Source organism: Wolbachia endosymbiont (group B) of Sphaerophoria taeniata, assembly GCF_947179355.1.
GTDB lineage: Bacteria > Pseudomonadota > Alphaproteobacteria > Rickettsiales > Anaplasmataceae > Wolbachia.
The window spans coordinates 41,151-66,898 of the sequence record NZ_CAMXAW010000002.1; the positions used below are offsets into that span (position 1 = coordinate 41,151).

The 25,748-nt window shown below is 34.0% G+C and carries 21 protein-coding genes and 2 pseudogenes; 16 read left to right on the plus strand and 7 right to left on the minus strand.

Going from position 1 to position 25,748, the window contains the following annotated elements; genetic code table 11:
- Nucleotides 1–312: 312 nt before the first annotated feature.
- Nucleotides 313–465 (plus strand): annotated as a pseudogene (locus ONG75_RS07765) (IS630-like element ISWpi11 family transposase); the annotation flags it as partial.
- A 160-nt stretch (nt 466–625) separates the two neighbouring features.
- Here ONG75_RS07765 and ONG75_RS01395 read toward each other — a convergent pair.
- A complete protein-coding gene (locus tag ONG75_RS01395; protein ID WP_264375571.1) occupies nt 626–799 on the minus strand; it encodes a hypothetical protein in 174 nt (57 codons plus the stop codon).
- 236 nt (nt 800–1,035) lie between these two features.
- On the opposite strand from ONG75_RS01395, the gene ONG75_RS01400 reads away from it, so the two are divergent.
- The 7 genes and pseudogenes from ONG75_RS01400 (at nt 1,036) to ONG75_RS01430 (ending at nt 12,289) form a co-directional block, all read left to right on the plus strand.
- The gene (locus ONG75_RS01400; protein ID WP_264375572.1) at nt 1,036–1,437 is read left to right on the plus strand and encodes a hypothetical protein; all 402 of its coding nucleotides are present in this window, start codon (nt 1,036–1,038) and stop codon (nt 1,435–1,437) included.
- Nucleotides 1,438–1,577: 140 nt separating this feature from the next.
- Nucleotides 1,578–2,219, plus strand: a complete 642-nt coding sequence (locus tag ONG75_RS01405; RefSeq protein WP_264375573.1) for a hypothetical protein — start codon at nt 1,578–1,580, stop codon at nt 2,217–2,219.
- A gap of 142 nt (nt 2,220–2,361) precedes the next feature.
- A pseudogene (locus ONG75_RS01410) lies at nt 2,362–2,988 on the plus strand (IS6 family transposase).
- A gap of 397 nt (nt 2,989–3,385) precedes the next feature.
- Nucleotides 3,386–5,947 carry an ATP-dependent chaperone ClpB gene (gene clpB / locus ONG75_RS01415; protein ID WP_264375574.1) on the plus strand — a complete coding sequence of 854 codons (2,562 nt, stop codon included), beginning with the start codon at nt 3,386–3,388 and terminating at the stop codon, nt 5,945–5,947.
- Between the two features lie 27 nt (nt 5,948–5,974).
- Complete coding sequence (locus tag ONG75_RS01420) at nt 5,975–10,645, plus strand: NAD-glutamate dehydrogenase (RefSeq protein ID WP_264375575.1); 4,671 nt, start codon at nt 5,975–5,977, stop codon at nt 10,643–10,645.
- A gap of 5 nt (nt 10,646–10,650) precedes the next feature.
- Nucleotides 10,651–10,941, plus strand: coding sequence for a Sec-independent protein translocase subunit TatB (tatB, locus tag ONG75_RS01425; RefSeq protein ID WP_010401887.1), 291 nt, complete (start codon nt 10,651–10,653; stop codon nt 10,939–10,941).
- Entirely contained in the window at nt 10,913–12,289 is a 1,377-nt protein-coding gene (locus ONG75_RS01430) for a PleD family two-component system response regulator (RefSeq protein ID WP_264375576.1), read from the plus strand. The genes tatB and ONG75_RS01430 overlap by 29 nt, the downstream gene beginning before the upstream one ends.
- Nucleotides 12,290–12,311: 22 nt before the next feature.
- Here ONG75_RS01430 and recO read toward each other — a convergent pair whose 3' ends face one another.
- Nucleotides 12,312–13,040, minus strand: a complete 729-nt coding sequence (gene recO / locus ONG75_RS01435; RefSeq protein ID WP_007302913.1) for a DNA repair protein RecO — start codon at nt 13,038–13,040, stop codon at nt 12,312–12,314.
- 196 nt (nt 13,041–13,236) lie between these two features.
- On the opposite strand from recO, the gene ONG75_RS01440 reads away from it, so the two are divergent.
- Nucleotides 13,237–13,764: a hypothetical protein gene (locus ONG75_RS01440; protein ID WP_010401890.1), complete on the plus strand. Its 528-nt coding sequence runs from the start codon at nt 13,237–13,239 to the stop codon at nt 13,762–13,764.
- Between the two features lie 52 nt (nt 13,765–13,816).
- On the opposite strand, the gene ONG75_RS01445 is transcribed toward ONG75_RS01440, so the two are convergent.
- Nucleotides 13,817–14,155 carry an outer membrane protein assembly factor BamE gene (locus tag ONG75_RS01445; RefSeq protein WP_029237605.1) on the minus strand — a complete coding sequence of 113 codons (339 nt, stop codon included), beginning with the start codon at nt 14,153–14,155 and terminating at the stop codon, nt 13,817–13,819.
- A gap of 129 nt (nt 14,156–14,284) precedes the next feature.
- On the opposite strand from ONG75_RS01445, the gene ONG75_RS01450 reads away from it, so the two are divergent.
- The 4 genes from ONG75_RS01450 (at nt 14,285) to tnpC (ONG75_RS01465) (ending at nt 17,708) form a co-directional block, all read left to right on the plus strand.
- A complete protein-coding gene (locus ONG75_RS01450) occupies nt 14,285–15,274 on the plus strand; it encodes a ribonucleotide-diphosphate reductase subunit beta (protein ID WP_264375577.1) in 990 nt (329 codons plus the stop codon).
- Between the two features lie 131 nt (nt 15,275–15,405).
- Complete coding sequence (locus tag ONG75_RS01455; RefSeq protein ID WP_264375578.1) at nt 15,406–15,678, plus strand: ankyrin repeat domain-containing protein; 273 nt, start codon at nt 15,406–15,408, stop codon at nt 15,676–15,678.
- A gap of 4 nt (nt 15,679–15,682) precedes the next feature.
- A complete protein-coding gene (locus ONG75_RS01460) occupies nt 15,683–15,919 on the plus strand; it encodes a hypothetical protein (RefSeq protein ID WP_264375579.1) in 237 nt (78 codons plus the stop codon).
- A 406-nt stretch (nt 15,920–16,325) separates the two neighbouring features.
- Nucleotides 16,326–17,708: an IS66 family transposase gene (tnpC, locus tag ONG75_RS01465; protein WP_264375454.1), complete on the plus strand. Its 1,383-nt coding sequence runs from the start codon at nt 16,326–16,328 to the stop codon at nt 17,706–17,708.
- Nucleotides 17,709–18,422: 714 nt separating this feature from the next.
- On the opposite strand, the gene ONG75_RS01470 is transcribed toward tnpC (ONG75_RS01465), so the two are convergent.
- Together ONG75_RS01470 and ygfZ are read right to left on the minus strand one after the other, a co-directional pair.
- A complete protein-coding gene (locus ONG75_RS01470; protein WP_264375580.1) occupies nt 18,423–19,301 on the minus strand; it encodes a hypothetical protein in 879 nt (292 codons plus the stop codon).
- Between the two features lie 122 nt (nt 19,302–19,423).
- Nucleotides 19,424–20,221, minus strand: coding sequence for a CAF17-like 4Fe-4S cluster assembly/insertion protein YgfZ (ygfZ, locus tag ONG75_RS01475; protein WP_006012580.1), 798 nt, complete (start codon nt 20,219–20,221; stop codon nt 19,424–19,426).
- 112 nt (nt 20,222–20,333) lie between these two features.
- On the opposite strand from ygfZ, the gene ONG75_RS01485 reads away from it, so the two are divergent.
- Nucleotides 20,334–20,624, plus strand: coding sequence for a co-chaperone GroES (locus ONG75_RS01485; RefSeq protein ID WP_007302813.1), 291 nt, complete (start codon nt 20,334–20,336; stop codon nt 20,622–20,624).
- Nucleotides 20,625–20,713: 89 nt separating this feature from the next.
- Entirely contained in the window at nt 20,714–22,372 is a 1,659-nt protein-coding gene (groL, locus tag ONG75_RS01490; protein ID WP_264375581.1) for a chaperonin GroEL, read from the plus strand.
- A gap of 244 nt (nt 22,373–22,616) precedes the next feature.
- Here the strand turns inward: groL and tnpC (ONG75_RS01495) are convergent, their stop codons facing one another.
- Nucleotides 22,617–23,999, minus strand: coding sequence for an IS66 family transposase (tnpC, locus tag ONG75_RS01495; protein WP_264375454.1), 1,383 nt, complete (start codon nt 23,997–23,999; stop codon nt 22,617–22,619).
- Between the two features lie 150 nt (nt 24,000–24,149).
- On the opposite strand from tnpC (ONG75_RS01495), the gene ONG75_RS01500 reads away from it, so the two are divergent.
- Entirely contained in the window at nt 24,150–24,653 is a 504-nt protein-coding gene (locus ONG75_RS01500; protein ID WP_319606826.1) for a protein-disulfide reductase DsbD domain-containing protein, read from the plus strand.
- A 144-nt stretch (nt 24,654–24,797) separates the two neighbouring features.
- Here the strand turns inward: ONG75_RS01500 and ONG75_RS01505 are convergent, their stop codons facing one another.
- Nucleotides 24,798–25,688, minus strand: coding sequence for a hypothetical protein (locus ONG75_RS01505; RefSeq protein WP_264375583.1), 891 nt, complete (start codon nt 25,686–25,688; stop codon nt 24,798–24,800).
- Nucleotides 25,689–25,748: the final 60 nt, after the last annotated feature.

Sequence of the window (25,748 nt, forward strand, 5' to 3'; positions counted from 1 at the left end):
GATTTACATGCCTATCAGTGCTATGCAACAAAGCCATCCAGAATTAGCGTTTTATAACAAAAGATACAGTTTCTAACATTGGATTCAGGGCTTTAACGGAATACATTAAAACTTTAGAGAAATAAGAAACCAATCAAAATGAAGAAGAAAGGTTTGTTTCCTTGATTGTCTTTCAACTATTTTCCTGAAGTTGGAGGTTCTATAGGTTGCTGTGTAAAAGATTAGGAAGTAGTTTTGTTAGTGTTGAAAATTACAGCTCTTTTCCTAATAGTCGGAACATGATGGAATAGGTAAAGTAGTGAGGAGATGTGAATGCCAGCAGCATATAGTTATGATTTAAGGAAAAAAGCATTGGATGTAGGGGAAAGTAGAGCATGTGTAGCCAAGAGGTTTAAAGTTAACATTCTATGAATGGCAAAAAGGTGCAAGAAAATAGGCGATTTTAAATCAAAATGTAGATCCAATAGAGCGTGATTGATATCTTGCTAGTAATAGTGTAACAGCTTTTATTAAGATATTTTTTTGCCATACGGCAGCAATAACAAAGTTAGAAAATTGATGGCTGAATATGTTGGCATTGATAAACAGTATATTATGCTTCAAGCAATATTTACTTTAGTAGCTTCTACAACTTTTTTAGTATAGCTTCTCCTTGGTGCTGTGTACCAACAGCAGTATTTGCACTTGCTACGTGTTTCTTTGTTAAAAATGCTGTACATGCTGCATTTTCTGCAAAAGAACTTTCTCCTGAGTTTGCCGAAATTATTACTGAAAAAGTAGTAAATAATGTTGAGCTCAATGCAGAAGACAACTCTCAATCGAGAAGCTACTTGTATGAGACTTGTGTTATATAGCGAAACTAGATTTCACTTTTACACACCTAGATAAGGGGTAACAGCAGATACTAGAATGACGAAATCGTTATTCTGCTACGCATTATCGCCGTATAACTATAGCTATATATGAACTAAAAAAGTAATATTCACTAGATCTTAATATTTTAGATCTATATTTCAATAAAATATTACAATTAGTATGAATGATCCATTTAAAAGTGAGGATTATAAAAAAAATCTCGATTCTCTGATCAAAGCTATAAAGCTAGGAAATTCAGAGAAACAATATGGTAAAACAGTAACAGATTTATCTCATGCTTTAGAGGGTTTTACAGATAAGGCAGAAGATGTAGCTAAGCTTGTTATACGTGATGACTTGAATAATTGTGTAAAGAAGGTAAATAAAAAGCCATTAATTCTTAGGATATTCAATAGAATATTAGGAAGAGATGTTTCGATTAGGAATATAAGTAATTTTATAAAAGATAAATTGCCTCCTTCAACTGCTAGAACAGTAATCGAATATACAGATGTTATTCAAAAAATTTCAGATTTAGAGCGAATAGAAAGAAGTCAAGATAAATATGGTCATATGGAATAAATTTAGAAAATAGACAGCAAAAGAAAAATCTCTTATATGAGCGAGAAGATTCAGGTTATGGAGGTTCATTAAACGAAGATCCTGAGTATGAAGAAATATCAAATTATCAAGAGGAAAAAAGTAAATCTTTAACAAAAGATTTGCGTAATCTACAATCAATTAAAGAGGAGCCGATTTATGCAACAATTCCTAAAGAACATATAGAAGCAAAAAGAGCACATAGGAAGAAACAACAACTTCAATCTCTTGCATCACCAAAACCACCAAGAGTACCACCAGTACCAGAGAAAATGTTTACTGCCAATCAAAAAATTAGACAAGAACCGAAAAAAGATAAACCTGCAGTACCACCAAAGCCTAAAGATTTAGGCGAAAAAGTAAGCACAGAGCAAAAAATAGTAGTGGAAAAATCAGCTGAGAGTAACCCTATACTACCACTAAAATCTGAAAATCAAGATGGTAAAGAATCAGCAAAAAAAGCTGATGGACCAAAAGTACTAGTAGTTGCTATGAAAAAAGAAGTGACTCGCGAGAGTAGTAAAGTAAAGGCATTAAAAGAAAGATTTGAGCGAAATCAAGTAAAGAACGTGTTGCCTGCTGAAAACAAAACTACTTCAGTAACACAAACGGATATCAGTGTGAAGAGAAAACAATCTCGTTCATTTCCAGTAGGGAATAAAAAATCTTCGATCAACCATCTTGCCAGCAAAAATTTACCTTCCACGAATGTAAGTGTAAAAGAAATGGTTGCACGAATTGAAAAGAGAAAAGATGGAAGATAGTAATATTTTGGTATTTCCCTACTCATGAACATTAGCTCTTATCATAACATTTTTACAGCCATAAGAGGAAGTTTTTCGGTTCTGTCGCATTTGTAGGGAAGTCGAAAGAAGAATGATATAATTGTCTAAAAAAAAAGCAAAGATGTTTCGTATCAATCAAAAATTGTTGCCATATTTCAAAGGATTTAGCTTTTCAGCGGATGTTATCTGTATACATGAAATGTCGATTCTCTTTGAGCTATCGAGATTTGGAAGAAATGATGAGTATAAGGGGAGCAAAATGCTACGTTACAAAGGTGGGTTATCACCACTGATAGATGAGGCAGTAAGGAAAAGAAAGAAGCAGGTTGGTAGTAGTTGGAGAGACTTACATTAAATTAAACGGTAAATGGGTTTATTTATATACTGTAGACTTCCTCTTGTGTGTTAGTAGAGACAAGTCTGCAGCACTTGCATTCTTTCGTAAAGCCTTCAGGAGTAACTATCTTCCTGAGAAAATTGTAATTGATAAAAGCGGCAGTAATACTGCTGCTCTTGATGATTTGAATGCAGAAATTTCTGAAGATTACAGTTCTTCAAATAAAATATCTAAATAATATTGTTGATAGATTTATCAAAAAACTAATAAAGCCAATGCTTGGGTTTAAAAGCTTCCATTCCGCAAAGATTACCATCACAGGCATAGAAAATATTCGTATGATTCAAAAAAGACAAATTATTAAATAATGTTTCTACTTTTGAGAATTTTGCTATGTTAATGGCTTCATAACTCCTATAATCCCACCTTTAATGATCTTCTTTCCTATGGTTTATAGATGCGACAGAACCTAAAATATACCCTGTATTCCAGGTTTGATTATGTCTGGAACAAGCCTAACGCCATTCTTTATTTCTTGTACTATAGAAATTGTTGTTAAGTTCTTTATGTTAAAATCATTGATATTCATTGCTCTTTTATAAAAAAATTAAGCTATATGCTTTATATCTTAATATTAGTTTAGTTTTAAAACAAATTAATATTTTAATATAAGTTTTCTCTTTTGTAGAGAATCTGCTTTTTCTTGTTTTGTATGAACTTAGAAAATTTTTATTGATGAATGACTTTAAGTTTAAAATTGAGAAAGTAGTTGTTATATATACCAGCAAGTATGAGTTAAATTTGTATTATGGACTTGAATAAATTTACCGAAAAAGCAAAAAGCCTAATCCAGAGCGCTCAAATGAAAGCATTGGGAGCTGGGCATCAGATTTTTATGCCTGAACATTTACTTAAAGTAATGCTTGAAGATGAGTCAGGTTTAGTTCAGGATTTGATAGGCGCTTGTGGTGGAAATGTTCAGAATATTTCTGATGCTGTGAGTAGTGCAATTAAAAAGTTTCCAGTGGTTGGAGGACCAGGTAGTGGTGGACTTCAGCTTTCAAGAGAGGTAGCAAAAGTTTTTGATGATTCAATTGGTATTGCGAGGAGAAATAAAGACACATTTGTTACTGTTGAGCGGTTACTGCAGGGCCTTGCTGCACAAAAAGATGAAATTGTAGGTAAAATTTTAGCAGAAGGTGGTGTAACACCGCAAAAATTAAATTCAGTTATTGCAGAAATGAGAAAAGGTGGCAGTGCAGACTCTCCAAATAGCGAGGAAAAATTAAATGCGGCAAAGAGGTATACAAAAGATATTACAGAGCTTGCTATGCAAGGTAAGCTTGATCCTGTAATTGGTCGTGATGAGGAAATCAGAAGAACTATGCAGGTATCGTTGAGGCGAACAAAAAATAATCCAGTACTGATAGGTGAACCTGGTGTTGGAAAAACTGCAATAGTTGAAGGTTTAGCAAACAGAATTGTTGCAAATGATGTACCACTTGGTTTGCGTGATGCAAAAGTTTTAGCTTTGGATCTAGGTGCGTTAATTGCTGGAACAAAATTCAGAGGAGAATTCGAAGAAAGATTAAAAGCAGTAATCAATGATATTTCAAAAGCAGAGGGGAAAGTTATCTTATTTATAGATGAGCTTCATACTTTAGTTGGAGCAGGAGCAACAAGTGGTGCAATGGACGCTTCAAATTTGCTAAAGCCTGCTCTTGCACGTGGAGAAATTCGCTGTATAGGAGCTACAACTTTAGATGAGTATCGTCAACATATAGAGAAAGATCCTGCGCTTGCAAGGCGTTTTCAGCCTGTGTTTATTTCTCAACCAACTGAAACTGATACTATTTCAATACTGAGAGGTTTGAAGGAGAGATATGAGGTGCATCATGGTATTAGAATCACAGATGGTGCAATAATTGCTGCTGCAACGCTTTCTAATAGATATATAACAGATAGATTTTTACCTGATAAAGCGATTGATTTAATTGATGAGGCAGCAAGCAGAGTAAGAATTGAGATGGATAGCAAACCTGAGGTTATTGACGAACTTGAGAGAAAGATTATACAACTAAAAATTGAATCAGAGGCTTTGAAAAAAGAAAGTGATGAAAACTCTAAGCAACGTTTAAAAAAGATAAATGAGGAAATTGAGAGTCTAAACAGTAAATTTGCTGACTTAAGCAGTAAATGGCAGATGGAAAAGAATAAGATAGCTAAAATACAAGAAACAGCTGAAAAATTGGATAACTCGAGAAAAGAGTTGGAACTGGCTCAGCGTAATGGAAATTTAGGAAGGGCAGGGGAATTGATGTATGGTGTGATTCCTCAACTTGAAAATGAGTTAAAAAATCAGGAAAAAGTTACTGATAGTTTCCTAAAGAAAGAAGTTACTGAGAGTGATATTGCAAATATTGTTTCAAAATGGACAGGCATTCCAGTTGATAACATGATACATAGTGAAAAGGAAAAGCTCCTTAACATGGAAAATGAAATAGGAAAAAGAGTAATAGGGCAGAGAGATGCAATTGAAGCGATAAGTAATGCAGTAAGGCGCTCCCGCTCTGGTGTTCAGGATACTAATCGACCTTTTGGTTCATTTTTATTCTTAGGTCCAACCGGAGTTGGAAAAACAGAGTTGGCAAAATCCCTTGCCGAATTTTTGTTTGATGATCAATCAGCACTTCTACGCTTTGATATGTCAGAATATATGGAAAAACACTCCGTTTCAAAGTTAATTGGTGCGCCTCCAGGATATGTTGGCTATGAACAAGGTGGCAGGTTAACTGAGGCAGTAAGGAGAAGACCATATCAGGTAATTTTGTTTGATGAGATAGAAAAGGCAAATCCAGATATATTTAATATATTGCTGCAGATCTTGGATGAAGGCAGGCTCACCGATAGCCACGGTAAATTGATTGATTTTCGCAATACCATACTGATTCTAACTTCTAACCTTGGTGCTGAGGTGATGCTAAGAGGAGCTACCGAATCTGTGAAAGATGAGGTGATGAAAATAGTTAAGTCAGCGTTTCGTCCAGAATTTTTAAATAGACTGGATGAAATTATTATATTCCACAGCTTAACCAAAGATGACATTGATAAAATTATAGATGTTCAATTCTCTTATTTACAAAAGATGCTTGCTAAGCGTAAACTGAGTATTAGTTTATCGCAAGAAGCTAAAGAACTAATAGCACAAACTGGATATGACCCTGAATATGGAGCGCGGCCTCTGAAAAGGGTAATACAAGAATGCATTCAAAATAATCTAGCTAAGTTAGTTTTATCGGGGGAAATAGTAGAAGGAGATGAGCTAATAGTGTATACTTCTGGTAACGAAATCTTAGTTAAAAAGATCTAGATTCGCTGTGTATTTTTGTTTTGAAAAATGTGTATAAATCATAATGTTAATGTTGAGTCTTTATTTAAGCTAGTTGATCAAGGGAATAAAAAAGAGAAAGCAAAAATTAAAGAGTTTATACAGTACTTTTATAATTTTGTTTATAATAGTGACCTAAAAGTCAACGATAAATTTCTTTTATACATTGCAGAAGATGCATACAACTTCATTCTTAAAAAAGAAAAAGAAGAAAGTAAATTGGCAGTAAGTAATGTAAATGATATTTCAGGAATAGAAGGCAATTTCACTATAATTAAAATCACAAATTATGACATGCCCTTTTTAGTGGATTCTGTCATTTCCACTATTAAGTCACACGGTTTAACTATATGCTATTATAGTAACAGCATAATTAATGTTCAAAGAAAAAATAGCCTAATAGATAAAATTCATCTTTTGGAAGAAAGTAATGGAATCAAAGAGTCAGTAATATATGTAATTATTAAAGGCATAAGTGGTAGCTTTGTTGATACACTAGAAGAATCTCTACGAAAGACGCTAAAAGCAGTTAACTGCGTTGTAAAGGACTGGCAATTGATGCTCAAGAAGCTTCTTGAGCATCCGGCATTGGATGCTGGAGGCAGAGATTTTCTAGCTTGGTTGAAAAATAACAATTTTGTATTTTTAGGTTATCAAGAATACATTACTAATAAAGAAGGAAAGCTTGCTCTAAGTGGTAAGGAGAGCCTCGGGTTAATGAGAGCAAGTGAAGAGTACCAAAATTCATCAATTTTTTCTGAAAGCTTGAATTCTTTATACATACTAAGATCAGACCTAATCTCAATAGTTCATCGGCGTACCTATATGAATTGTATAGGAGTGAAAGAATTTAATGATCAGGGTGATGTAATAAGGGAACAGCATTTTTTTGGGCTATTTACTTCTATAGCAGAAGTTCAAGATATTCGAACTATTCCGTTAATAAAGGATAAGGTTACAACAATAGAAAAAAAGGCAGGATTTGTTCCTGGTGGCCATAACAATAAAGCTTTAATTTCCATTTTACAGGCATTTTCTTGTGACGAATTATTCCAATCAAATGAAGACGAGTTATTTGAAATTTGCACCTCGATCATGTCTCTTGCGATTAGACCAAGAGTCAAATTATTTTTGAGAAAGGTAGGGAACTTTATTAGTTGCATAGTATTGATACCGATGCGTTATGCTAGTGCAAGACTAATGTTTAAGATACGCGATATATTGAAAGATGAAACGAATGCAGAAAGTTCAGATATTTATAACAATCACATTATCAATGAATATGATTTGATGAAATTACACGTGGTGCTAAGAACCAAAAGCGCTAGCGTTTTTGATGATGAAGTTTTGCGTATCGAAAACAAGTTAAGAAACATTACAGAAAAGTGGGAAGATCGTTTTATAGACGATTTATATAATACTTTTAGCACTGTTGAGGATATATTTATCCGCTATTGCAAGGCATTTCCGATAAGTTATCAAGAGAATTTTGAACCTCATGATGCGTATTATGATATGAAAAAATTGGAGATAGTGAGAAAGAAAAAAGTCAGTGAAGTTGATTTGAGGCTTACTCGTGACAATCTCAACTATCAATTGAAGGTTTATACTCCAAGCAACGGAGGCCTTGAATTGTCAAAGATATTAAAGGTTACTAAGAATTTAGGGGCTAAGATTCTATCTCATAATGGTTATTATATAGAAATCAACGGTGGAATATGGATACATCATTTTGTGTTGTCAAGAGTTGATGAATTAATAGACAACATTACTTTAAAAGAGCAGTTTGAGGTAACACTTGTAAAAGTGTTCAGCAAGGAAATAAAAAATGACTATTTTAACAGCTTGATCATTATTGCTGGGCTCGAGTGGAAGGAAGTGCTTCTGATTAGAGCGCTAAGCGCCTACCTAAAGCAGACATCATTTAGCTATAACCCAGAATATATCCAGAAAGTAGTATCAGAGTATCCAAAAGTAGTAAGGTATTTAGTAGAATTATTTCATTCAAGATTTGATACTAAAATAGATATTGATAGGGCAGAAACTACTAGCATTTTGATAGAAAAAATTGAAGAACTACTAAAAGAGATCAGCAACGTTTCACATGATTACGTTTTGCGTTCGATATTTAACTTGATAATGGCAATTTTGAGAACCAGTTATTATCAAGATGATAAGCCATACTTATCTATCAAATTTGATTCAAGTAAAATAAATGGTTTACCTGACCCGCGCCCATACCGTGAATTGTATGTTTATTCAAACCTTTTTGAGGGAATACATCTAAGAGGAGGGAAGTTGGCTCGTGGTGGTTTGAGATGGTCGGATAGAACGGAAGATTTTCGCACTGAAGTTTTGGGACTCATGAAAGCCCAGATGACAAAAAATGCGGTCATTGTACCTGTTGGCGCAAAGGGTGGGTTTGTAATAAAGCAAGTTTATAAAGACAAAAACATTTTAAGGGAGAAAGGTGTTGAATGCTATAAGAATTTCATCAGAGGAATGCTTGATATTACTGATAATGTAGTTGATGGCAAAATAACTCCACCAGAAAATGTGATTAGGTATGACGAAGATGATCCATATTTGGTAGTTGCAGCAGATAAAGGCACTGCTTCATTTTCTGATTATGCAAACGAAATATCCTCTGAATGTAACTTTTGGCTCGAAGATGCATTTGCATCTGGTGGATCAGCAGGTTATGACCACAAAAAGATGGGTATTACAGCAAGAGGTGCATGGATTGCAGCACAACGCCATTTTTGGAGAATGAATAAGGATATTTACCAGGATACAACTGTTATTGGAATTGGAGATATGGCTGGCGATCTATTTGGGAACGGCATGCTGCTTTCAAGAAATATGAGTTTAATTGGAGCATTTAATCATATGCATATTTTTGTTGATCCAAATCCTGATGCGGAAAAGAGTTTCGTGGAGCGTAAACGGCTCTTTGAATTACCGTTTTCCACTTGGATGGATTACAATAGAGATTTGATTTCTCATGGTGGCGGGGTATTTGAACGTAGTAGCAAACAAGTAGAAATTTCTCAAGAAATGAAAAAGTGCTTTGATATAACGGAAGATACATTATCTCCAAATGATTTGATTCGATATTTGCTCAAGGCAAAAGTGGATTTCATATGGAATGGAGGAATTGGCACCTTTGTTAAGGCAAAAAGTGAAAGCCATGGCATGGTTGGCGATAAAGCAAATGATGAATTAAGAGTAAACGGTCATGATATTAGAGCTTCTATGTTTATAGAGGGTGGCAACCTTGGTTGCACGCAGCTTGGAAGGGTAGAATACGCTAAAATAGGTGGGTATATCAATGCAGATTTTATTGATAATTCAGCAGGAGTAATATGTTCTGATCTTGAAGTTAACATCAAGATTGCTTTTGTTGCAATTATGAAAGAAGGGGGAATTTCCTTGGAAAAAAGGAATGAAATACTGGCTAGCATGATAGATGAAGTTGCATCTAAGGTACTTGAAAACCATAACAGGATTGAAACAAAAGCATTGCTTCTTGAGTGCTTGCAAGCTAAAGAAAAGTTGGAGCAGCACCATAAATTATTACTCAGTTTAGAGAAATTTGGGCTGCTAAACCGAGATGTAGAATTTCTTCCAGCTGAAGAAGAGGTAGCAAGAATGTTAACTGATGGAGAAGGTTTCTGTTCTCCTCAGCTTTCTGTTCTGATGTCTTATGCAAGAACAGCAATAAAAAATGAAGTTATACACTCTGAGCTACCTGAAAAAGATTTTTTGTGCCGTGATTACTTACTAAATTACTTTCCACAAAGGATGGTAACAGAGTTCAAGGATTCCATATTGAAACACCAACTTTGTAGGGAAATTATTTCTACTTGCATTACAAACGATGTAGTAAATAGGATGGGCTGTATATTTATTAATAATTTGGTTGAGAGTACTGGAATTAAAGTACATGAAGCAGTTAACATATATATCGTTGTTAATCACCTATATAATTTAACTAGCCTTTGGCAGAAAATTGATGAATTGGATGGAAAAATTGATGTTGATTCATATTTGCAAGTAGTGAGAAGTGTGCAAAAATTTATTGGTAGGGTATCATTTTGGTTAGTAAAAAATCTTGGTAAGCTTAATCTTGTAGAACTAGATGGTGTTACAAAATTTAGGGGTGCAATTGAAACTTTAGGCCATGATATTTTAGATGAGCACCTATTAGAGGTCTATAATCATGGATTAGCTTCTTTGTTAGAGCTTAACATAAATAAAGATCTAGCAAAAAGGGTTGCTGATCTACGTATTCTTATTTATGCGCTGGACGTTATATCTGTTGCTGAGCAGACATCTTTGTCCATCCTTGAGGCTGGTAGAATATACTTTGAATTAAAGTCGCTGCTAAGATTTGATATGATTAGAACAGTTGCTGGCAAGATGAAAAGCCATTCTTCCTATTGGGATCGCAGCTTAATTAATGATTTATTAGATGATTTAAGCAATTATCAACATAAGCTAGCTGTTAAAGTTATAAAAGCTACTGATAATCATGTAGACAAGGTTCAAACTTGGGCTATTAATGATAAGGATTATATAGAGCGCTACAATAGCTTTTTAGATGAGATGGTCGCTTATAAACTTGATTTAAGTAAATTAATACTCATAATCAGAAGAGTTAAAATACTTGCTTCATAGGAAAAATGTTTAATATAGGTCTGTCAGAAGTTTTAGTTGTAGCTTTAGTGAGTATAATTGTTCTTGATAAAAGTAAAGTACCTGTATTTCTTAATCTTATTAAAAATATATATAGGTATTTCTGGGTTGTAAAATCAAGAGTTAGGAAATTGTTGAAGGATACCGGAATTAAAGAATTATATGAAGAGCATAACGTTGAAAAAGTCAATTACATAATTGGTGAAGATGGCAAGCTTTATCCTACTTACAATGTAGATAGTACAAAAAATGACAGCAAAAATCCTAGTAGTAGATGATATACCATCTAATGTTAAGCTTTTGGAGGCTCAGCTAAAAGCAGAGTACTATACAGTTATTGTAGCTTATGATGGCGAGGAGGCGATAGATTTAGTAGCGGAACAGCAGCCAGATATTATCTTACTTGATGTCATGATGCCAAAAATGAGTGGTTTTGAGGTTTGTAAGAAGCTAAAGAATGATCCCTTAACGACTTATATTCCAATAATTATGGTAACTGCGCTGCATGACACTCATGATAGAGTGGAAGGAATTAATGCTGGTGCGGATGACTTTCTAACTAAGCCGATAGATGAAACTGCTTTATCTGCAAGAATTAAGTCTCTTGTGCGCTTAAAAATGATAATAGATGAGTTGTGCTTGAGAGGAGAAACTAATGCTGAGATTGGTGGAGTAGCAGAAAGCAGTATTATGGATTATTCTAATCAGATTTTTGATGCTAACATACTTGTTGTAGATGAGGACACCTTTCAAGCAGAGCAGATACACAATGTTCTAAAGCAACGCTTCAGATCAATTAAAATACTGCACGATCCAAAAGAAGCATTAAAGGTTGGTATTAAGGATAATTACGACCTGATTATTTCTGACATGCAGTTTTCAAAAACTGACGGCCTACGGTTGTGTTCTAAGTTTCGTAGTAAAGTAGAAACACGTTATACACCAATTCTGATCCTTTCTGAAGATTATGATAAAAGCAATTTAGTAAAGGCACTTGATGTAGGTGCTAATGATTATTTAACAGTACCTTTAGATGAGAGTGAATTAATAGCTAGGGTTAATTTGCAAGTGAAACGCAAAAGGTATCAAGATGCCTTGAGAATGAATTTATTTAATAATGTGGAAATGTCTATAAAGGATCCATTAACTAACTGTTATAATAGAAGATATTTTGATGCACACTTAAGAAATATTGTTAAGGATTCTGTGGAAAAAGATAGAAGTTTATCTCTTATGATACTTGATATAGATTATTTTAAGATGGTGAATGATAACTTTGGGCATAATGCTGGAGATAAACTTTTAAAGGAAATACAGAAAAGAATTTCTGAAAATATCAGAGTGACAGATTTATTAGCTAGGTTTGGTGGTGAGGAATTTGTTGTTGTAATGCCAGATACCAATGTATCAGATGCGTATACTATTGCAGAGAGAATAAGGAAAATTATTGCCAAAGAACCTTTTATACTTGTGGATAAAAATACAACCCATAATTTAACTGTGAGCATTGGAATTTCAGCAATGCAAAGATCTGACCTTGATGATGTTAAAAAATTTATAGTACGTGCTGACAAATATTTATATAAAGCAAAAAACAGTGGTAGAAATAGAGTGGTTACTGGTTGAAGTTCTTTTAAATAAGTAGTAACTAAGATTCAAATGATAGCATAAAATTTCTCAACTCCGGAAATTTCGCATTTAACTGCAGAAATAGATATTTATTTAAAAAATACCCTGTAATTTTTAACCCTAGTCTGAATTCTTGATATGAGTAGCTATTTTGTAGGTTGTTATTGTATACATCATGCAACATCTGTGGAAAAGGTAGTAATTTATCTGCATAACAGTCACCTACTTTTTTTGACACTGCTCTACCAGTTTTTGGAGAAATAAATTGTAGATTTTCTTTCACACCTGTTACAGCACATTTTGATAGGTCTAACTTAAATCCAAGTTGCGTAAGAAGCAGAAGCTCTAAGTTAAGGTAATGACTTTGCCAAAACTGGCTATTATGTTTTATTACATCGATGAAGTGTCTAAAATTATCATACAACTTGATGCAGGATTCACTTTCTGGAAGCACTTTTTCTAATATAGACGAGAAAGAAACAATAGCAATGCTTTTTAACCTATCTTGAAAGAAATGATGAAATGGAGATTCAATCAATTCGCACTTTAAAAAACCTAGATTTTCAGGTAGCTTAGCACTCCATTCTGCATGTAATAGATTACTTATTTGAAACTTATAATTGCTATTGTTTGTTAACCTAGTTAATCCTCTGCACTTTCCATGATTTTTTGTAAATAGAGAAAGAATTAAATTTTTATCACCGTATTTTTTAACAGCTATAATAACACCTTCATCTTTCCATCTCATTTAGAGTATATTGACCATATGATATTATAGAGATAATAAAATTAGTGTAGCAAATTTGAGTTTAAGTCAACTGAAATATATTGACTTTATGTGCAATATTAGCTTTAAACCAGTAAAACAAGCTGCTTAACATATGCGCCCTCTCTATTTTAATTATATTCTTCTTTTGTCTCTATGTTGTTTTTTGCTTTTTTCAATGAAAGCCCAAACGAATGATTCATCAGTTATTCCTATACCACAAAGAAAAAAAGAATTAGTTGAGTTAGTACAACCGAGGCAAATTATTGAAATACAGGAAATTGATGAGGGTATTCCAATTCCCAAAAGAAAAAAGGGTGTAGAAAGAAAACTAAGAGAAGACATCAAAGAGGTGAAAAATGAAATAAGAGATAAGAAAAATATTGAGAACAAAGATGATGAATTGGCTGTAACAGAAATTATTAATTCTATAAGGGATAAACTGACAGAGTGTTGGAGCATTCCTGAGGGCATAGTTTATAAAGAAAATTTTAGTATAAAAATTAACTTATTATTATCCAGTAAAGGCGAGATCGTTGTAGCCAACGTAGCAGATAGTAGTTCTTATCAAAATAATCCTCTTTTTAGATCAGCAGCAGATAATGCAATGCGTGCAGTGTATAAATGTAGCCCGTTAATTGGCTTACCTGCTGAGCATCATCACATTTGGCGCGAAGTCACGTTAGATTTTATTCTAAATAGGTGAATTTACGTTACCTGAATTAGTTACTTGTGATGAAAAATAGATCAGCAAATTTTCAATCAACAACAGCTAAAGACCTTTCTGCAACGTTGATTTCTCTTATATCTGTAACTTCGTCATTCTGATTAAACGAAATTTGCAGAGACTTACTACTGTACTTCCTTTTTCCCAAGAAGTTAGCTTGTTTAATTTTATATGAGACATAGTACCAAACATTTTCGTCGAACTTTGATACTAATGTTGGCAATCCTAAAGTATGAACCACTTTTTCTCTATCATCACCTACTTTTATTTTGCTCCACAGTTCAACATTAATGCCAGGAACTCCGTGATTATAGATAGTGTGCATGCAGCCTACTGAAAACAGCAAAACAGAAAATATTAATACTCGCATTTTGTCAATTAGTTATTTGAAATCATAATACACTGATAAACTATCTGTCGTCAAATTTCAAAAAAGTTAAATTGACTGATTCTCAATATCATTTAATATAATATTTACTTCAAAATAATTAGGTACCTTATGTCGTTGCTAGAAGCAGATCCAATATACAAGCCTTTTAATTATCCTTGGGCATATGATGCATGGTTGCAGCAACAAAGGATACACTGGATACCTGAAGAAGTTCCGCTTGCTGATGATGTGAAAGATTGGAAAACTAAACTTTCTAATGTAGAGAAAAATTTATTGACCCAGATTTTTAGGTTTTTTACTCAAGCAGATATTGAAGTAAATAATTGCTATATGAGGCATTATTCAAATATATTTAAGCCAACAGAAATATGTATGATGCTTGCAAGCTTTTCCAATATGGAGACTATACACATTGCAGCCTATTCATACCTTCTAGATACGATTGGCATACCAGAAAGTGAATATCAAGCATTCTTAAAATATGATGCTATGAGAAAGAAGTATGAATACATGTTAGAATTTGAGGAAAGTAAAAAGCACGATAAAAAACATGTTGCTAAAACTTTAGCAGTATTTGGTGCCTTCACTGAAGGATTGCAGTTATTTGCATCATTTGCAATTTTGCTCAATTTTCAACGGTTTGGAAAAATGAAAGGTATGGGGCAAATAATTGCTTGGTCAGCACGTGACGAAACCTTGCATACCAATTCAATTATCAATTTGTTCAATACGTTTATTAAAGAGAATAATGAAATTTGGAATGACGAGTTCAAAGAAGAATTATATTCTGCATGTCGCACTATTGTTGAACTTGAAGATGAATTTATAAGTCTTGCTTTTGATTTAGGAGATGTTGAAGGGCTATCTGCAGAGGAAGTGCGCAATTATATACGTTACATAGCAAACAGAAGGTTAACGCAATTAGGTCTTAAATCTATATATAATGTTAAAGATAACCCTATTCCGTGGCTTGATGAAATACTAAATGGCGTGGAACATACAAATTTCTTTGAAAATAGAGTAACAGAGTATAGCCGTGCAGCAACTCAAGGCACTTGGGAGGAAGCTTTTGCTAAAAAAGATACAAAAAGTGAATAGCAGTAACTTCACCCTTTTTTATCGTTTCAACGGAAGCTTGCGATACATATCAAAGGTGGAAGGAGGAAGAATTTGATATAAATCATCTATTTAGCTTAGAGAAAAGAGAGTATAGATATAAAGTTACATTATTGCATGTAATAGTTGGAGATTTTGATTGCTTAGAGGAGGAGGAGAAGAAGTTAATACGATATCTATTAGACAAAGGTGCTAATGTTAATGCACGAGATTCTTTTGGAAAAACTCCTTTGCACAATAGTCATGACAAAGAGGTAACACAAATTTTACTAGATGCAGGTGCTAATCTTTTTATAAAGGATCATTATGGAATGACTGCAAGAAAACATGCCCGTGATGAATCAAAGCAGCTTTTAAAAAAGGCAGAAGATAAATACAAGCAATAAAGCAATGAAATTTGGTGCTATTGTTGGTATTACGGCTGGAGTGGGAGTTGGTAATGGACTTTTTGCTGCTGCTGGTCTTTCATTACTAATATCGGCTTTTATTGGCGCAGCTGTTGCTATAGCAACAGGGTTTGTTGTTTTTGGTATTACATATGCAATGTCAAAGCAGGTTCCTAGTGAGAAGCTAGATAGCGTTGATGCAGAACAAAAAGCTAGTACAGCGGCAAGTATGGTAGTGTAGTTAAGTAAAAAAAGGAAGAAGAGACTTCTTCCTCTTTTCTCCAAATTTTTTATATATAATTGAGAATAAAAAAACTGTTGATAACTCTGAAAAAGATCAAAAAAGACATCAAAAAGAGTATGATTAGATTGAAATATTTACAGAAAAACTTACTCAATTGATAAATATCTTAACGCTTTTTAAGAAAAGACAAATAGAGGGTCGTATTGGAGCTAAAGGTTGAAATTTTAAGTGCTTCTTAATACTTAAAGAGGTACTTTAATAGTTCCTTTTAAGTACTAATCCGGAGGTTCGATAGGTTGTTGTTTAAAAGATTGGCAGATATTTTGTATCCGTTCAGCGGAGTGGCAGAATAAGGTAGACAAGGTGATCTAAAAAGATAATCATAGAGCAAAAGTGAGGTAATGTGGTAAACCTTTTAGAGCTTTGCAAAAATTTACAGCAAAAAATAGAAAAGTTAGAAGCAAAAATAGAAAAGCTGGAAAGGGAGAATGAAAGTTTAAAAGCAGAGAACAAGGCTTTAAAGATAGAGAACGCTGAATTAAAGGAAAGGCTTGGTTTAAACTCGAAAAATTCATCTCTACCAAGCTCTAGAGAGTTGTACAAAATAAAAAAGGACAAGCCAAAGAGCGACAGAAACGTTGGTGGTCAGGTTGGTCATAAAGGAAGTTTTCGCGCCAAAATGGATGCAGATGAGGTGATAAAAGTAAAGTTGTCATCTACTTGTGAATGCGGAGGAGGGATTGCAATATGCAATGGACCGTACATTCATCAAAAAGTTGATCTTCCGGAAATTAGGCCTTATGTAGTGGAATATCAGATGGAGCATGGTCGTTGCCGGAGATGCGGAAAAAGAAGAAGCAGTAAGTTACCAGAAGGTGTTACGTCAGATACATTTGGTCCAAGGGTTAAGTCAATAATTGCAGCGTTCAGCGGATTCTACAAAAATTCAAAACGCGAAATAGCGAGTGTCGTAAATGATATCTTCAATTTGAACATAAGCGTCGTTAGCATATCAAATAGTGAACATAGAGTTGCTTCAAAATGCAAAAAAATGTATGAGCAGATCGAACAAGAGATAAGTAGGAGTAAAGTTCTACATATTGATGAAACGAGCCATTATAACAAAGGTAAACTCGCTTGGTGTTGGATGTTTGCAAGCAATACGGCAAGTTTTGTGAAGTTGACAGAGTCAAGAGGAATGAAAGTTTTAAAAAATAACGCATGCTGCAATCATAATAGCTTAGTGGTAACCGACAGGTACGCAGTATACAATTACTTTGCTGATGAAAAAAGGCAAATCTGCTGGGCACACTTAGCAAGGGATTTTGAAAGATTAGCGCATAGTTGGAATATTGAAGTCAAAGTTCTTGGCTGTTACTTAAGAAATGTAGCTACTGAATTATTTGCACTAAAAAAGGCTTTGCTAAAAAATGAGATAGATGTTTTTAGATTTGCCAGACGTGCCAGAAAGTTGCGAAAACGTACAAGGTATTACTTGAAGGAAATATCCTACTTACCTGAAGCAATTGGAGCCTCTCGAGTTGCGAAAAATATTTTGAAATCTGAAAGAATGATGTGGAATTTTTTAGATGACCCAAAAAACATTCCGCTGACAAACAACCATGCTGAACAGCAGATACGGCATTATGTCGTTTACCGCAAAAATTCGTATTTTACACAATCAAAGCGGGGAAATGCATTCCTTGAACGGATAATTTCGTTATACTTAACATGGAAACAAAGGGGTCTCAATCCTTTCCAAAACCTCTTATCTATTGTTTCTTAAACCACTCTCCTGAACGGATACGATATTTTTATTAGTATCGAAAATTACATAATGTATATTATGGAAAATATAAGAAACACAAGCTTTCAACAAGAGAAATTCAATTTTTGCTCTTCTCAAACAGCATAAAAAAGTGCCTGTTGAACCTCCAGATTAATGCTCAAAAATGTTCAATTGATACTTTAAAAGTATTACTTTAAAAATACCTAAAGTATCACTTCAAAAGCACTTAAAAATTTTATCTTTTAGCTCCAATACGACCCTCTATATTGTCTTTTATCAAAAAAGTGTTAAGATATTTATCAATTGAGTAAGTTTTTCTGTAAATATTTCAATCTAATCATACTCTTTTTGATGTCTTTTTTGATCTTTTTCAGAGTTATCCACAGTTTTTTTATTCTCAATTATATATATATTAGTATTTGGAGATCATATTTATTATAGATCTCCAAAGTACTCAGAAATGTAAAATTATATACTCTACTAGGTTATCAACTTAGTTATTAACAATTTTGTGAATAACTAAAACAAGAAAAAGGGGCTTCTAATCAAATGGAAAATAGTGTCATTCTTTAAAGAACAACGCTAAAAACATTGTTTCTGTTCGAGCAATGGTTACACCTATTATCAGATCTAGGTACCCTGAATAGGATTAAGGGTACCTAACGAAGTAAAAAACTTGGAGAAAAGGAAGAAGTCTTTTCTTCCTTTTACTTAATTTGGCTGAGACAAACCTTGTTCTGTTGCCGACCTTGATGTGTCAGGATTTTCTATCTTAGTAGATACTGCATATGTAATACCACCAGCAATAAGTCCTGTTACTAGAGCAGCAGCTACAGCTATGCCAATTATCGCCAATATCGGCAATGCAACACCAGCAGCAAAAAGTCCACCACCAACTGCTAATGCAGTTACAACACCACCAATAGCGCCAAATTTCATTGCTTTATTAGCTGCTATTTCCTTTTCAGCTCGATAAATTTTTTCCAACGCATCGTAATTATCACTGGATTTTAATCTATTTTTCAATCCTTCAATTGAAATAACCTCTTTCAATATACCTTTATCAGAAAGTTTATTGACTAAAAGTCCCATATTGATTTCTTCACTCTCAGATTCATTCAAACATTCAAGGTAAGATTCATAATATGCAGTAGGTAAAGATTCAGGAAGATCGTAATTAACAGAGAGAAATTCTTCAAGAACACCAACTTCTTTTAACTGATTTAAAATCGCTAGTAGCATCTTCCTTTCGTCAAACTGTACCTCACACAATTCTATACCACTTGATAAATCTACATTGGTTTTCTGATCATTGAATACATCCACAACTAATATATTGTTCTTTTTGCAATAATTAAAAATAGCTTTCAAGGCTTCAGCATTATCAATAACAGCCGCATATTTGATTAGATCTATAGATTCAGTCTTTTCTTCTTCATTGATGTATTTTATCTTTGTACCATTAGTCTTAAAAACCCTAATAAAATTATACATGTTAACTTGTTTAAGAAGATCAGTAATATCCTCTTTCTTGTCTATTGAAGTCTGTAAATCAAGATATAATTTCTCTTGTTCTTCTGTTAACTGCATAATAAACTCTCCTAATTAATAATATACTTTAATTATTATACATTTAAGCAAGAAAGTCAAGAATTTAACTAGTATCACAAACATTCAAACAAGAAAAAGGTGCTTTTACCCGAATAGATATTTTATAACGTCTTAATGCTAACTCCACCGACATATAAATTTGCGTGGCTTTTTCCAGTATTAAGCAATGCAAGTCCAATATTGTCGACACTAGAGCGTAGTTCTCCTACTTCTTCATTATGTTCACTGATTACTTTAGTGCCAATATTTGGAAGTGCATTTTTTCCCTCAACAAGGTAAAGTTTCCTTCTGAATTTTTCTTGTCTGCTCATTCGATTTACAACTTCCTGACCTATATAGCACCCTTTATTAAAGCTTATACCATTTATCTTATCGATTAAATATTGCAGCGGAAATGATGAATTTTGCACCATATCTTTTGCTCCATCTGGGACAAGGTTTTTAATTCTAACTTTTTCATACTGAATAAAATCTCCAACCGGTTCTTTTATTTCATCTTCATGTATGATCCTCATTCCTAGCAGCTTGTGCCTTGGATCTTGAAAAATAACTTGTGACTTACTACTACACTTCGCCAACTTAGCATCAAATAAAACTCCAACCTTATATAGTGAACTAATGTCTTTAATCCTCACTCTAAGGTAAGTTTTGAGCAAGTCTAATTTTTCAATTATTTGCTGTAGATGGGCATTTTCACACTCCAAATAAATATATTTATCATGCTCAATGAGGAAAAAATCGTACAGATATTTTCCCTGAGGGTTGAGTAATAAAGAGTAAATTGCCTGCTGGCTACTTAGTTTATTAATATCATTTGTTATAACACCCTGAAGAAAATCTCTCGTATCTGGTCCGTATAAAGATATTAGACTACGGTTTGCTAGCGGTATGTAACCCATAAAACTTCTGTTCAAACCTTAATTATACACTTTTACTAACTCCAACCCTTGAAATGTAACCTTTAGATGACTACATAGAATTGTAGGTTAATCTATTAATGAGGAAACATAAATGTCAAGTGTAAATTTGAATGTATTAGATGATAACGTGCTAATAAAGCCTATTACTGAAGAAAAACAAGGTGGAATTGTACTACCATCAAGTGCTGAAAAGAAGCCTACTAAAGGTGAAGTTATAGCAATTGGTAGTGGTTCACGCAACTCAAGCGGAGAGCGTATAGCTTTAACTGTAAAAACTGGTGATAAGGTTTTCTACAGGCAGTGGGCTGGGACAGAAGTAGAGCATGATAATGAAAAGTATGTCGTGATGAAGGAGTCAGACCTACTTGCTGTTATCAAGTAGGTATTCCTATTTTACTAAACTAATGCGCTATATAGTGCATTATGTATTTTAATATTCTAAATTTTTTATTAATTTAAGGAGTGATAAAAATGGCTAACATAGTAGTATCAGGCGAACAGTTGCAAGAAGCCTTTCGTGAAGTTGCAGCAATGGTTGACTCAACGGTGGGAGCAACTGCAGGGCCTAGGGGAAATACAGTAGGAATTAGCAAGCCATATGGTGGACCAGAGGTCACAAAGGATGGCTATAAGGTAATGAAAGGTATAAAGCCTGAAAAACCATTACACTCTGCGATAGTAAGCACCATTGCTCAAAGTGCTTCTCAGTGTAATGACAAAGTTGGTGATGGTACCACAACATGCTCAATACTGACTAGCAATATGATAATGGAAGCTTCAAAGTCAATTGCAGCTGGAAATGATCGTATTTGTATCAAAAATGGAATACAGAAGGCAAAAGATGTGATATTAAAGGAGATTACATCAATGTCTCGCACAATTTCTTTAGAGGAAATGGATGAAGTTGCACAAGTTGCAATAATTTCTGCAAATGGTGATAAAGATATTGGTAATAGCATTGCTGATGCTGTTAAAAAGGTTGGAAAAGAAGGCGTCATCACTGTTGAAGAGAGTAAGGGTTCAAAAGAATTAGAAGTTGAACTTACAACTGGTATGCAGTTTGACCGTGGTTATCTCTCTCCATACTTTGTTACAAATAATGAAAAGATGAGCGTGGAACTTGATGATCCATATTTGCTGATTACAGAAAAAAAACTTAATATTATTCAACCTTTACTTCCTATTCTTGAGGCTATTTTTAAGTCTGGTAAACCTTTGTTTATCATTGCAGAAGATGTTGAAGGTGAAGCATTAAGCACTTTAGTGATCAACAAATTACGTGGTCTAAAAGTTGCTGCAGTAAAAGCTCCAGGTTTTGGTGATAGGAGAAAGGAGATGCTCGAAGATATAGCAGCTTTAACAGGTGCTAAGTATGTCATAAAAGATGAGCTTGGAATCAAGATGGAAGATTTGACTCTTGAAGATCTTGGTACTGCTAAAAATGTTAAAATCACTAAAGACAATACCACAATTGTTAGTGAAGACAGCGACTCTGATAAAAAAAACAGAGTAGATGCTAGAGTTAACCAGATTAAATCTCAGATTGAAACTTCAACCTCTGATTATGATAAAGAAAAGCTGAGAGAGCGTTTAGCGAAATTATCAGGCGGAGTTGCTGTGCTCAAAGTTGGTGGAGCAACCGAAGTAGAAGTAAAAGAACGCAGAGATAGAGTTGAAGATGCACTTCACGCAACAAGAGCTGCAATTGAAGAAGGTATAGTTCCCGGTGGTGGAGTTGCACTTCTTTACGCTGCATCTGCTCTTGATAAGCTAAAAGCTTCAAGCGATGAAGAGCAAATAGGTATCAACATTGTCAAAAAAGTTCTCAGTGCTCCAATCAAAAGATTGGTTAAAAATGCTGGTCTTGAATCTGCTGTTATAATTGACTATTTGATTAATCAGAATGATAAAGAGCTTATATACAACGTTGAGGCTATGAACTACGCTAATGCATCAACAGCTGGTGTAATTGATCCGGCAAAAGTAGTTCGTATTGCTTTTGAAACGGCAGTGTCTGTAGCAAGCGCACTTATTACTACTGAATCTATGATAGTTGATCTACCAAACAAAGAAGAAAATGCTTCATCACCTATGGGTGCAGGAGCAATGGGCGGAATGGGTGGATTCTAAGTAAACAAGAGCCTTGGAGCAACTTGCTCCAAGGTATCTTTCTAGTTCTAAAAAGTCTTACATTTATAAAGGAAATAAATTTGTGACTTTCTATGCAAAGCCACTACTATTTATATTTGTTACGTCTCTTTAATATTATAACTGCTTAAAAATAAAAAAATAATATATGAAAGTTATAATTGCTACTATATTTGTATTAGCATAATATTATATTAACAAATGAGTATCCGTTCAGGAGAGTGGTTTAAGAAACAATAGATAAGAGGTTTTGGAAAGGATTGAGACCCCTTTGTTTCCATGTTAAGTATAACGAAATTATCCGTTCAAGGAATGCATTTCCCCGCTTTGATTGTGTAAAATACGAATTTTTGCGGTAAACGACATAATGCCGTATCTGCTGTTCAGCATGGTTGTTTGTCAGCGGAATGTTTTTTGGGTCATCTAAAAAATTCCACATCATTCTTTCAGATTTCAAAATATTTTTCGCAACTCGAGAGGCTCCAATTGCTTCAGGTAAGTAGGATATTTCCTTCAAGTAATACCTTGTACGTTTTCGCAACTTTCTGGCACGTCTGGCAAATCTAAAAACATCTATCTCATTTTTTAGCAAAGCCTTTTTTAGTGCAAATAATTCAGTAGCTACATTTCTTAAGTAACAGCCAAGAACTTTGACTTCAATATTCCAACTATGCGCTAATCTTTCAAAATCCCTTGCTAAGTGTGCCCAGCAGATTTGCCTTTTTTCATCAGCAAAGTAATTGTATACTGCGTACCTGTCGGTTACCACTAAGCTATTATGATTGCAGCATGCGTTATTTTTTAAAACTTTCATTCCTCTTGACTCTGTCAACTTCACAAAACTTGCCGTATTGCTTGCAAACATCCAACACCAAGCGAGTTTACCTTTGTTATAATGGCTCGTTTCATCAATATGTAGAACTTTACTCCTACTTATCTCTTGTTCGATCTGCTCATACATTTTTTTGCATTTTGAAGCAACTCTATGTTCACTATTTGATATGCTAACGACGCTTATGTTCAAATTGAAGATATCATTTACGACACTCGCTATTTCGCGTTTTGAATTTTTGTAGAATCCGCTGAACGCTGCAATTATTGACTTAACCCTTGGACCAAATGTATCTGACGTAACACCTTCTGGTAACTTACTGCTTCTTCTTTTTCCGCATCTCCGGCAACGACCATGCTCCATCTGATATTCCACTACATAAGGCCTAATTTCCGGAAGATCAACTTTTTGATGAATGTACGGTCCATTGCATATTGCAATCCCTCCTCCGCATTCACAAGTAGATGACAACTTTACTTTTATCACCTCATCTGCATCCATTTTGGCGCGAAAACTTCCTTTATGACCAACCTGACCACCAACGTTTCTGTCGCTCTTTGGCTTGTCCTTTTTTATTTTGTACAACTCTCTAGAGCTTGGTAGAGATGAATTTTTCGAGTTTAAACCAAGCCTTTCCTTTAATTCAGCGTTCTCTATCTTTAAAGCCTTGTTCTCTGCTTTTAAACTTTCATTCTCCCTTTCCAGCTTTTCTATTTTTGCTTCTAACTTTTCTATTTTTTGCTGTAAATTTTTGCAAAGCTCTAAAAGGTTTACCACATTACCTCACTTTTGCTCTATGATTATCTTTTTAGATCACCTTGTCTACCTTATTCTGCCACTCCGCTGAACGGATACACAAATGATTTATATAATATTTTTATTATAATAGATAGAACTTAAATTATTTTCTTCATAAATAGAGTATTTATGAAAATACGTATATACTCAATCCTACTTTTACTTTTTTCTTGCACTCAATTGTGCGCTGAAGAAGAAGTTGCAAAATTTGATCTGCTCATTGGTAAGATAAATAAAGCAAACCTTACCATTGAAGGCGCAATAAAGGTTACAATAAAACCAGGTTGGCATATATATTACAAAGACCCTGGAGATTTCGGCCTTCCTACTTCCTTTGACTGTCAGGGTAACATATCAAATATAGATATTCATTGGCCTACTCCCAAGGAACATGAAGATAAAGTTGGGGAAGTTACATTTGTTAGTAACATATATGAAGATATGGTGTTATTTCCCTTTAAAAACAATATCATTCCAAATCAGGAATACGCTGATATTAACTTTCATATAAAGTACGCAATATGTAAAGATAGGTGTATCCCTAAAAATGCCGAGATAAAAACCAGTCAACCACTAAAGGATTTTATAGATTCTGATATCAATAAACTCATAAATGAGTGGTATGAAAAATAGAGCTCCCAGCGAGCAAGTGATAGTTATACGATAGCTTAAAAATGTTATTCCTGTCCCTGAATTTTCCAATAAAGATCTTTCCAAAAATTTCGATCATGAAGCCTTTTGGTCCCCAAAAGGCTTCATTTCAATCAATAACGAAAATTATGACTTTGAAAGAGCTGCTTGCTTATTAACCCCTGTAGTAATTTGTATGCTTTCCACACTTGTTGGAGGATAAAATCCTTTTATTACTTCAGAGCCTTCTCGCTTTAAATATGACAATGCTTCATATAAAGTCTTCGCTTCATATTGTCTTCCTACTTTTACTTCTTTATGTGCAGCTAATTGATCCCAAGTAACACCATTGCTTTCAATAAACTCTACAGAACCATTATCGCTAATGCTAATTTTCATTTTACACTCTTTCCCCTCAACATACCAATTTAAATTCATATAATATGAGCCATTAGCTACTTCATAAATTCTTACTCCATTCTCATCAACTCTGCAGCGTATTCCCCTTGTTTCACACTTGCTTTTACTAGGCAGTAATAATGTAATTCCATCTACACCATATTTTCTGCATAGATCACTATTTAAAACATCAACCACATTTATTGATTTTGTAGGATCGCCAAGCATAATTCTGAGTGCAGGCTTAATCTTACCTTTCTTTCTACTTTCTTTAATTCCTATATATTCTAAAGTATTGTCTTTTATACTTTCCTTTACATCTTTTGCAATTTTCTGAGCAATTGCACCTACGACATTTTTGCTATCGTACTTATTGGAATACTTGTATTCATACCTGCCATTAACTTCATATCTATACTTTTCCTGTCCTTCTTCACTAGGAACCTCAGTAGAAAAGTGTTTAAACCACGCTTCATCATCACCAATACTAACTTCTTCGTTCTTATCTTCAGAATCTATAGATACTTTACTATCTGGGCTCAGATTTTTAAAAAAATTATCTTTTAAGCGCAAATAAAAACGATTACTTTTATCAAAATAATCCTGATTATTAGCTGCTTTTGGATTATCTATCACCACATTACCTCCACACATTAACTATATAGAGGTATATATCAGTGTTGACCTTCTAGGTCAACA

Bases quoted from the DNA above. Each gene is read 5' to 3' on its own strand.
- ONG75_RS01400 (WP_264375572.1), top strand. From the start codon at position 1,036: ATGAATGATCCATTTAAAAGTGAGGATTATAAAAAAAATCTCGATTCT.
- clpB (WP_264375574.1), top strand. From the start codon at position 3,386: ATGGACTTGAATAAATTTACCGAAAAAGCAAAAAGCCTAATCCAGAGC.
- ONG75_RS01420 (WP_264375575.1), top strand. From the start codon at position 5,975: ATGTGTATAAATCATAATGTTAATGTTGAGTCTTTATTTAAGCTAGTT.
- tatB (WP_010401887.1), top strand. From the start codon at position 10,651: ATGTTTAATATAGGTCTGTCAGAAGTTTTAGTTGTAGCTTTAGTGAGT.
- ONG75_RS01430 (WP_264375576.1), top strand. From the start codon at position 10,913: ATGACAGCAAAAATCCTAGTAGTAGATGATATACCATCTAATGTTAAG.
- recO (WP_007302913.1), bottom strand. From the start codon at position 13,040: ATGAGATGGAAAGATGAAGGTGTTATTATAGCTGTTAAAAAATACGGT.
- ONG75_RS01440 (WP_010401890.1), top strand. From the start codon at position 13,237: ATGAAAGCCCAAACGAATGATTCATCAGTTATTCCTATACCACAAAGA.
- ONG75_RS01445 (WP_029237605.1), bottom strand. From the start codon at position 14,155: ATGCGAGTATTAATATTTTCTGTTTTGCTGTTTTCAGTAGGCTGCATG.
- ONG75_RS01450 (WP_264375577.1), top strand. From the start codon at position 14,285: ATGTCGTTGCTAGAAGCAGATCCAATATACAAGCCTTTTAATTATCCT.
- ONG75_RS01460 (WP_264375579.1), top strand. From the start codon at position 15,683: ATGAAATTTGGTGCTATTGTTGGTATTACGGCTGGAGTGGGAGTTGGT.
- ONG75_RS01470 (WP_264375580.1), bottom strand. From the start codon at position 19,301: ATGCAGTTAACAGAAGAACAAGAGAAATTATATCTTGATTTACAGACT.
- ygfZ (WP_006012580.1), bottom strand. From the start codon at position 20,221: ATGGGTTACATACCGCTAGCAAACCGTAGTCTAATATCTTTATACGGA.
- ONG75_RS01485 (WP_007302813.1), top strand. From the start codon at position 20,334: ATGTCAAGTGTAAATTTGAATGTATTAGATGATAACGTGCTAATAAAG.
- groL (WP_264375581.1), top strand. From the start codon at position 20,714: ATGGCTAACATAGTAGTATCAGGCGAACAGTTGCAAGAAGCCTTTCGT.
- ONG75_RS01500 (WP_319606826.1), top strand. From the start codon at position 24,150: ATGAAAATACGTATATACTCAATCCTACTTTTACTTTTTTCTTGCACT.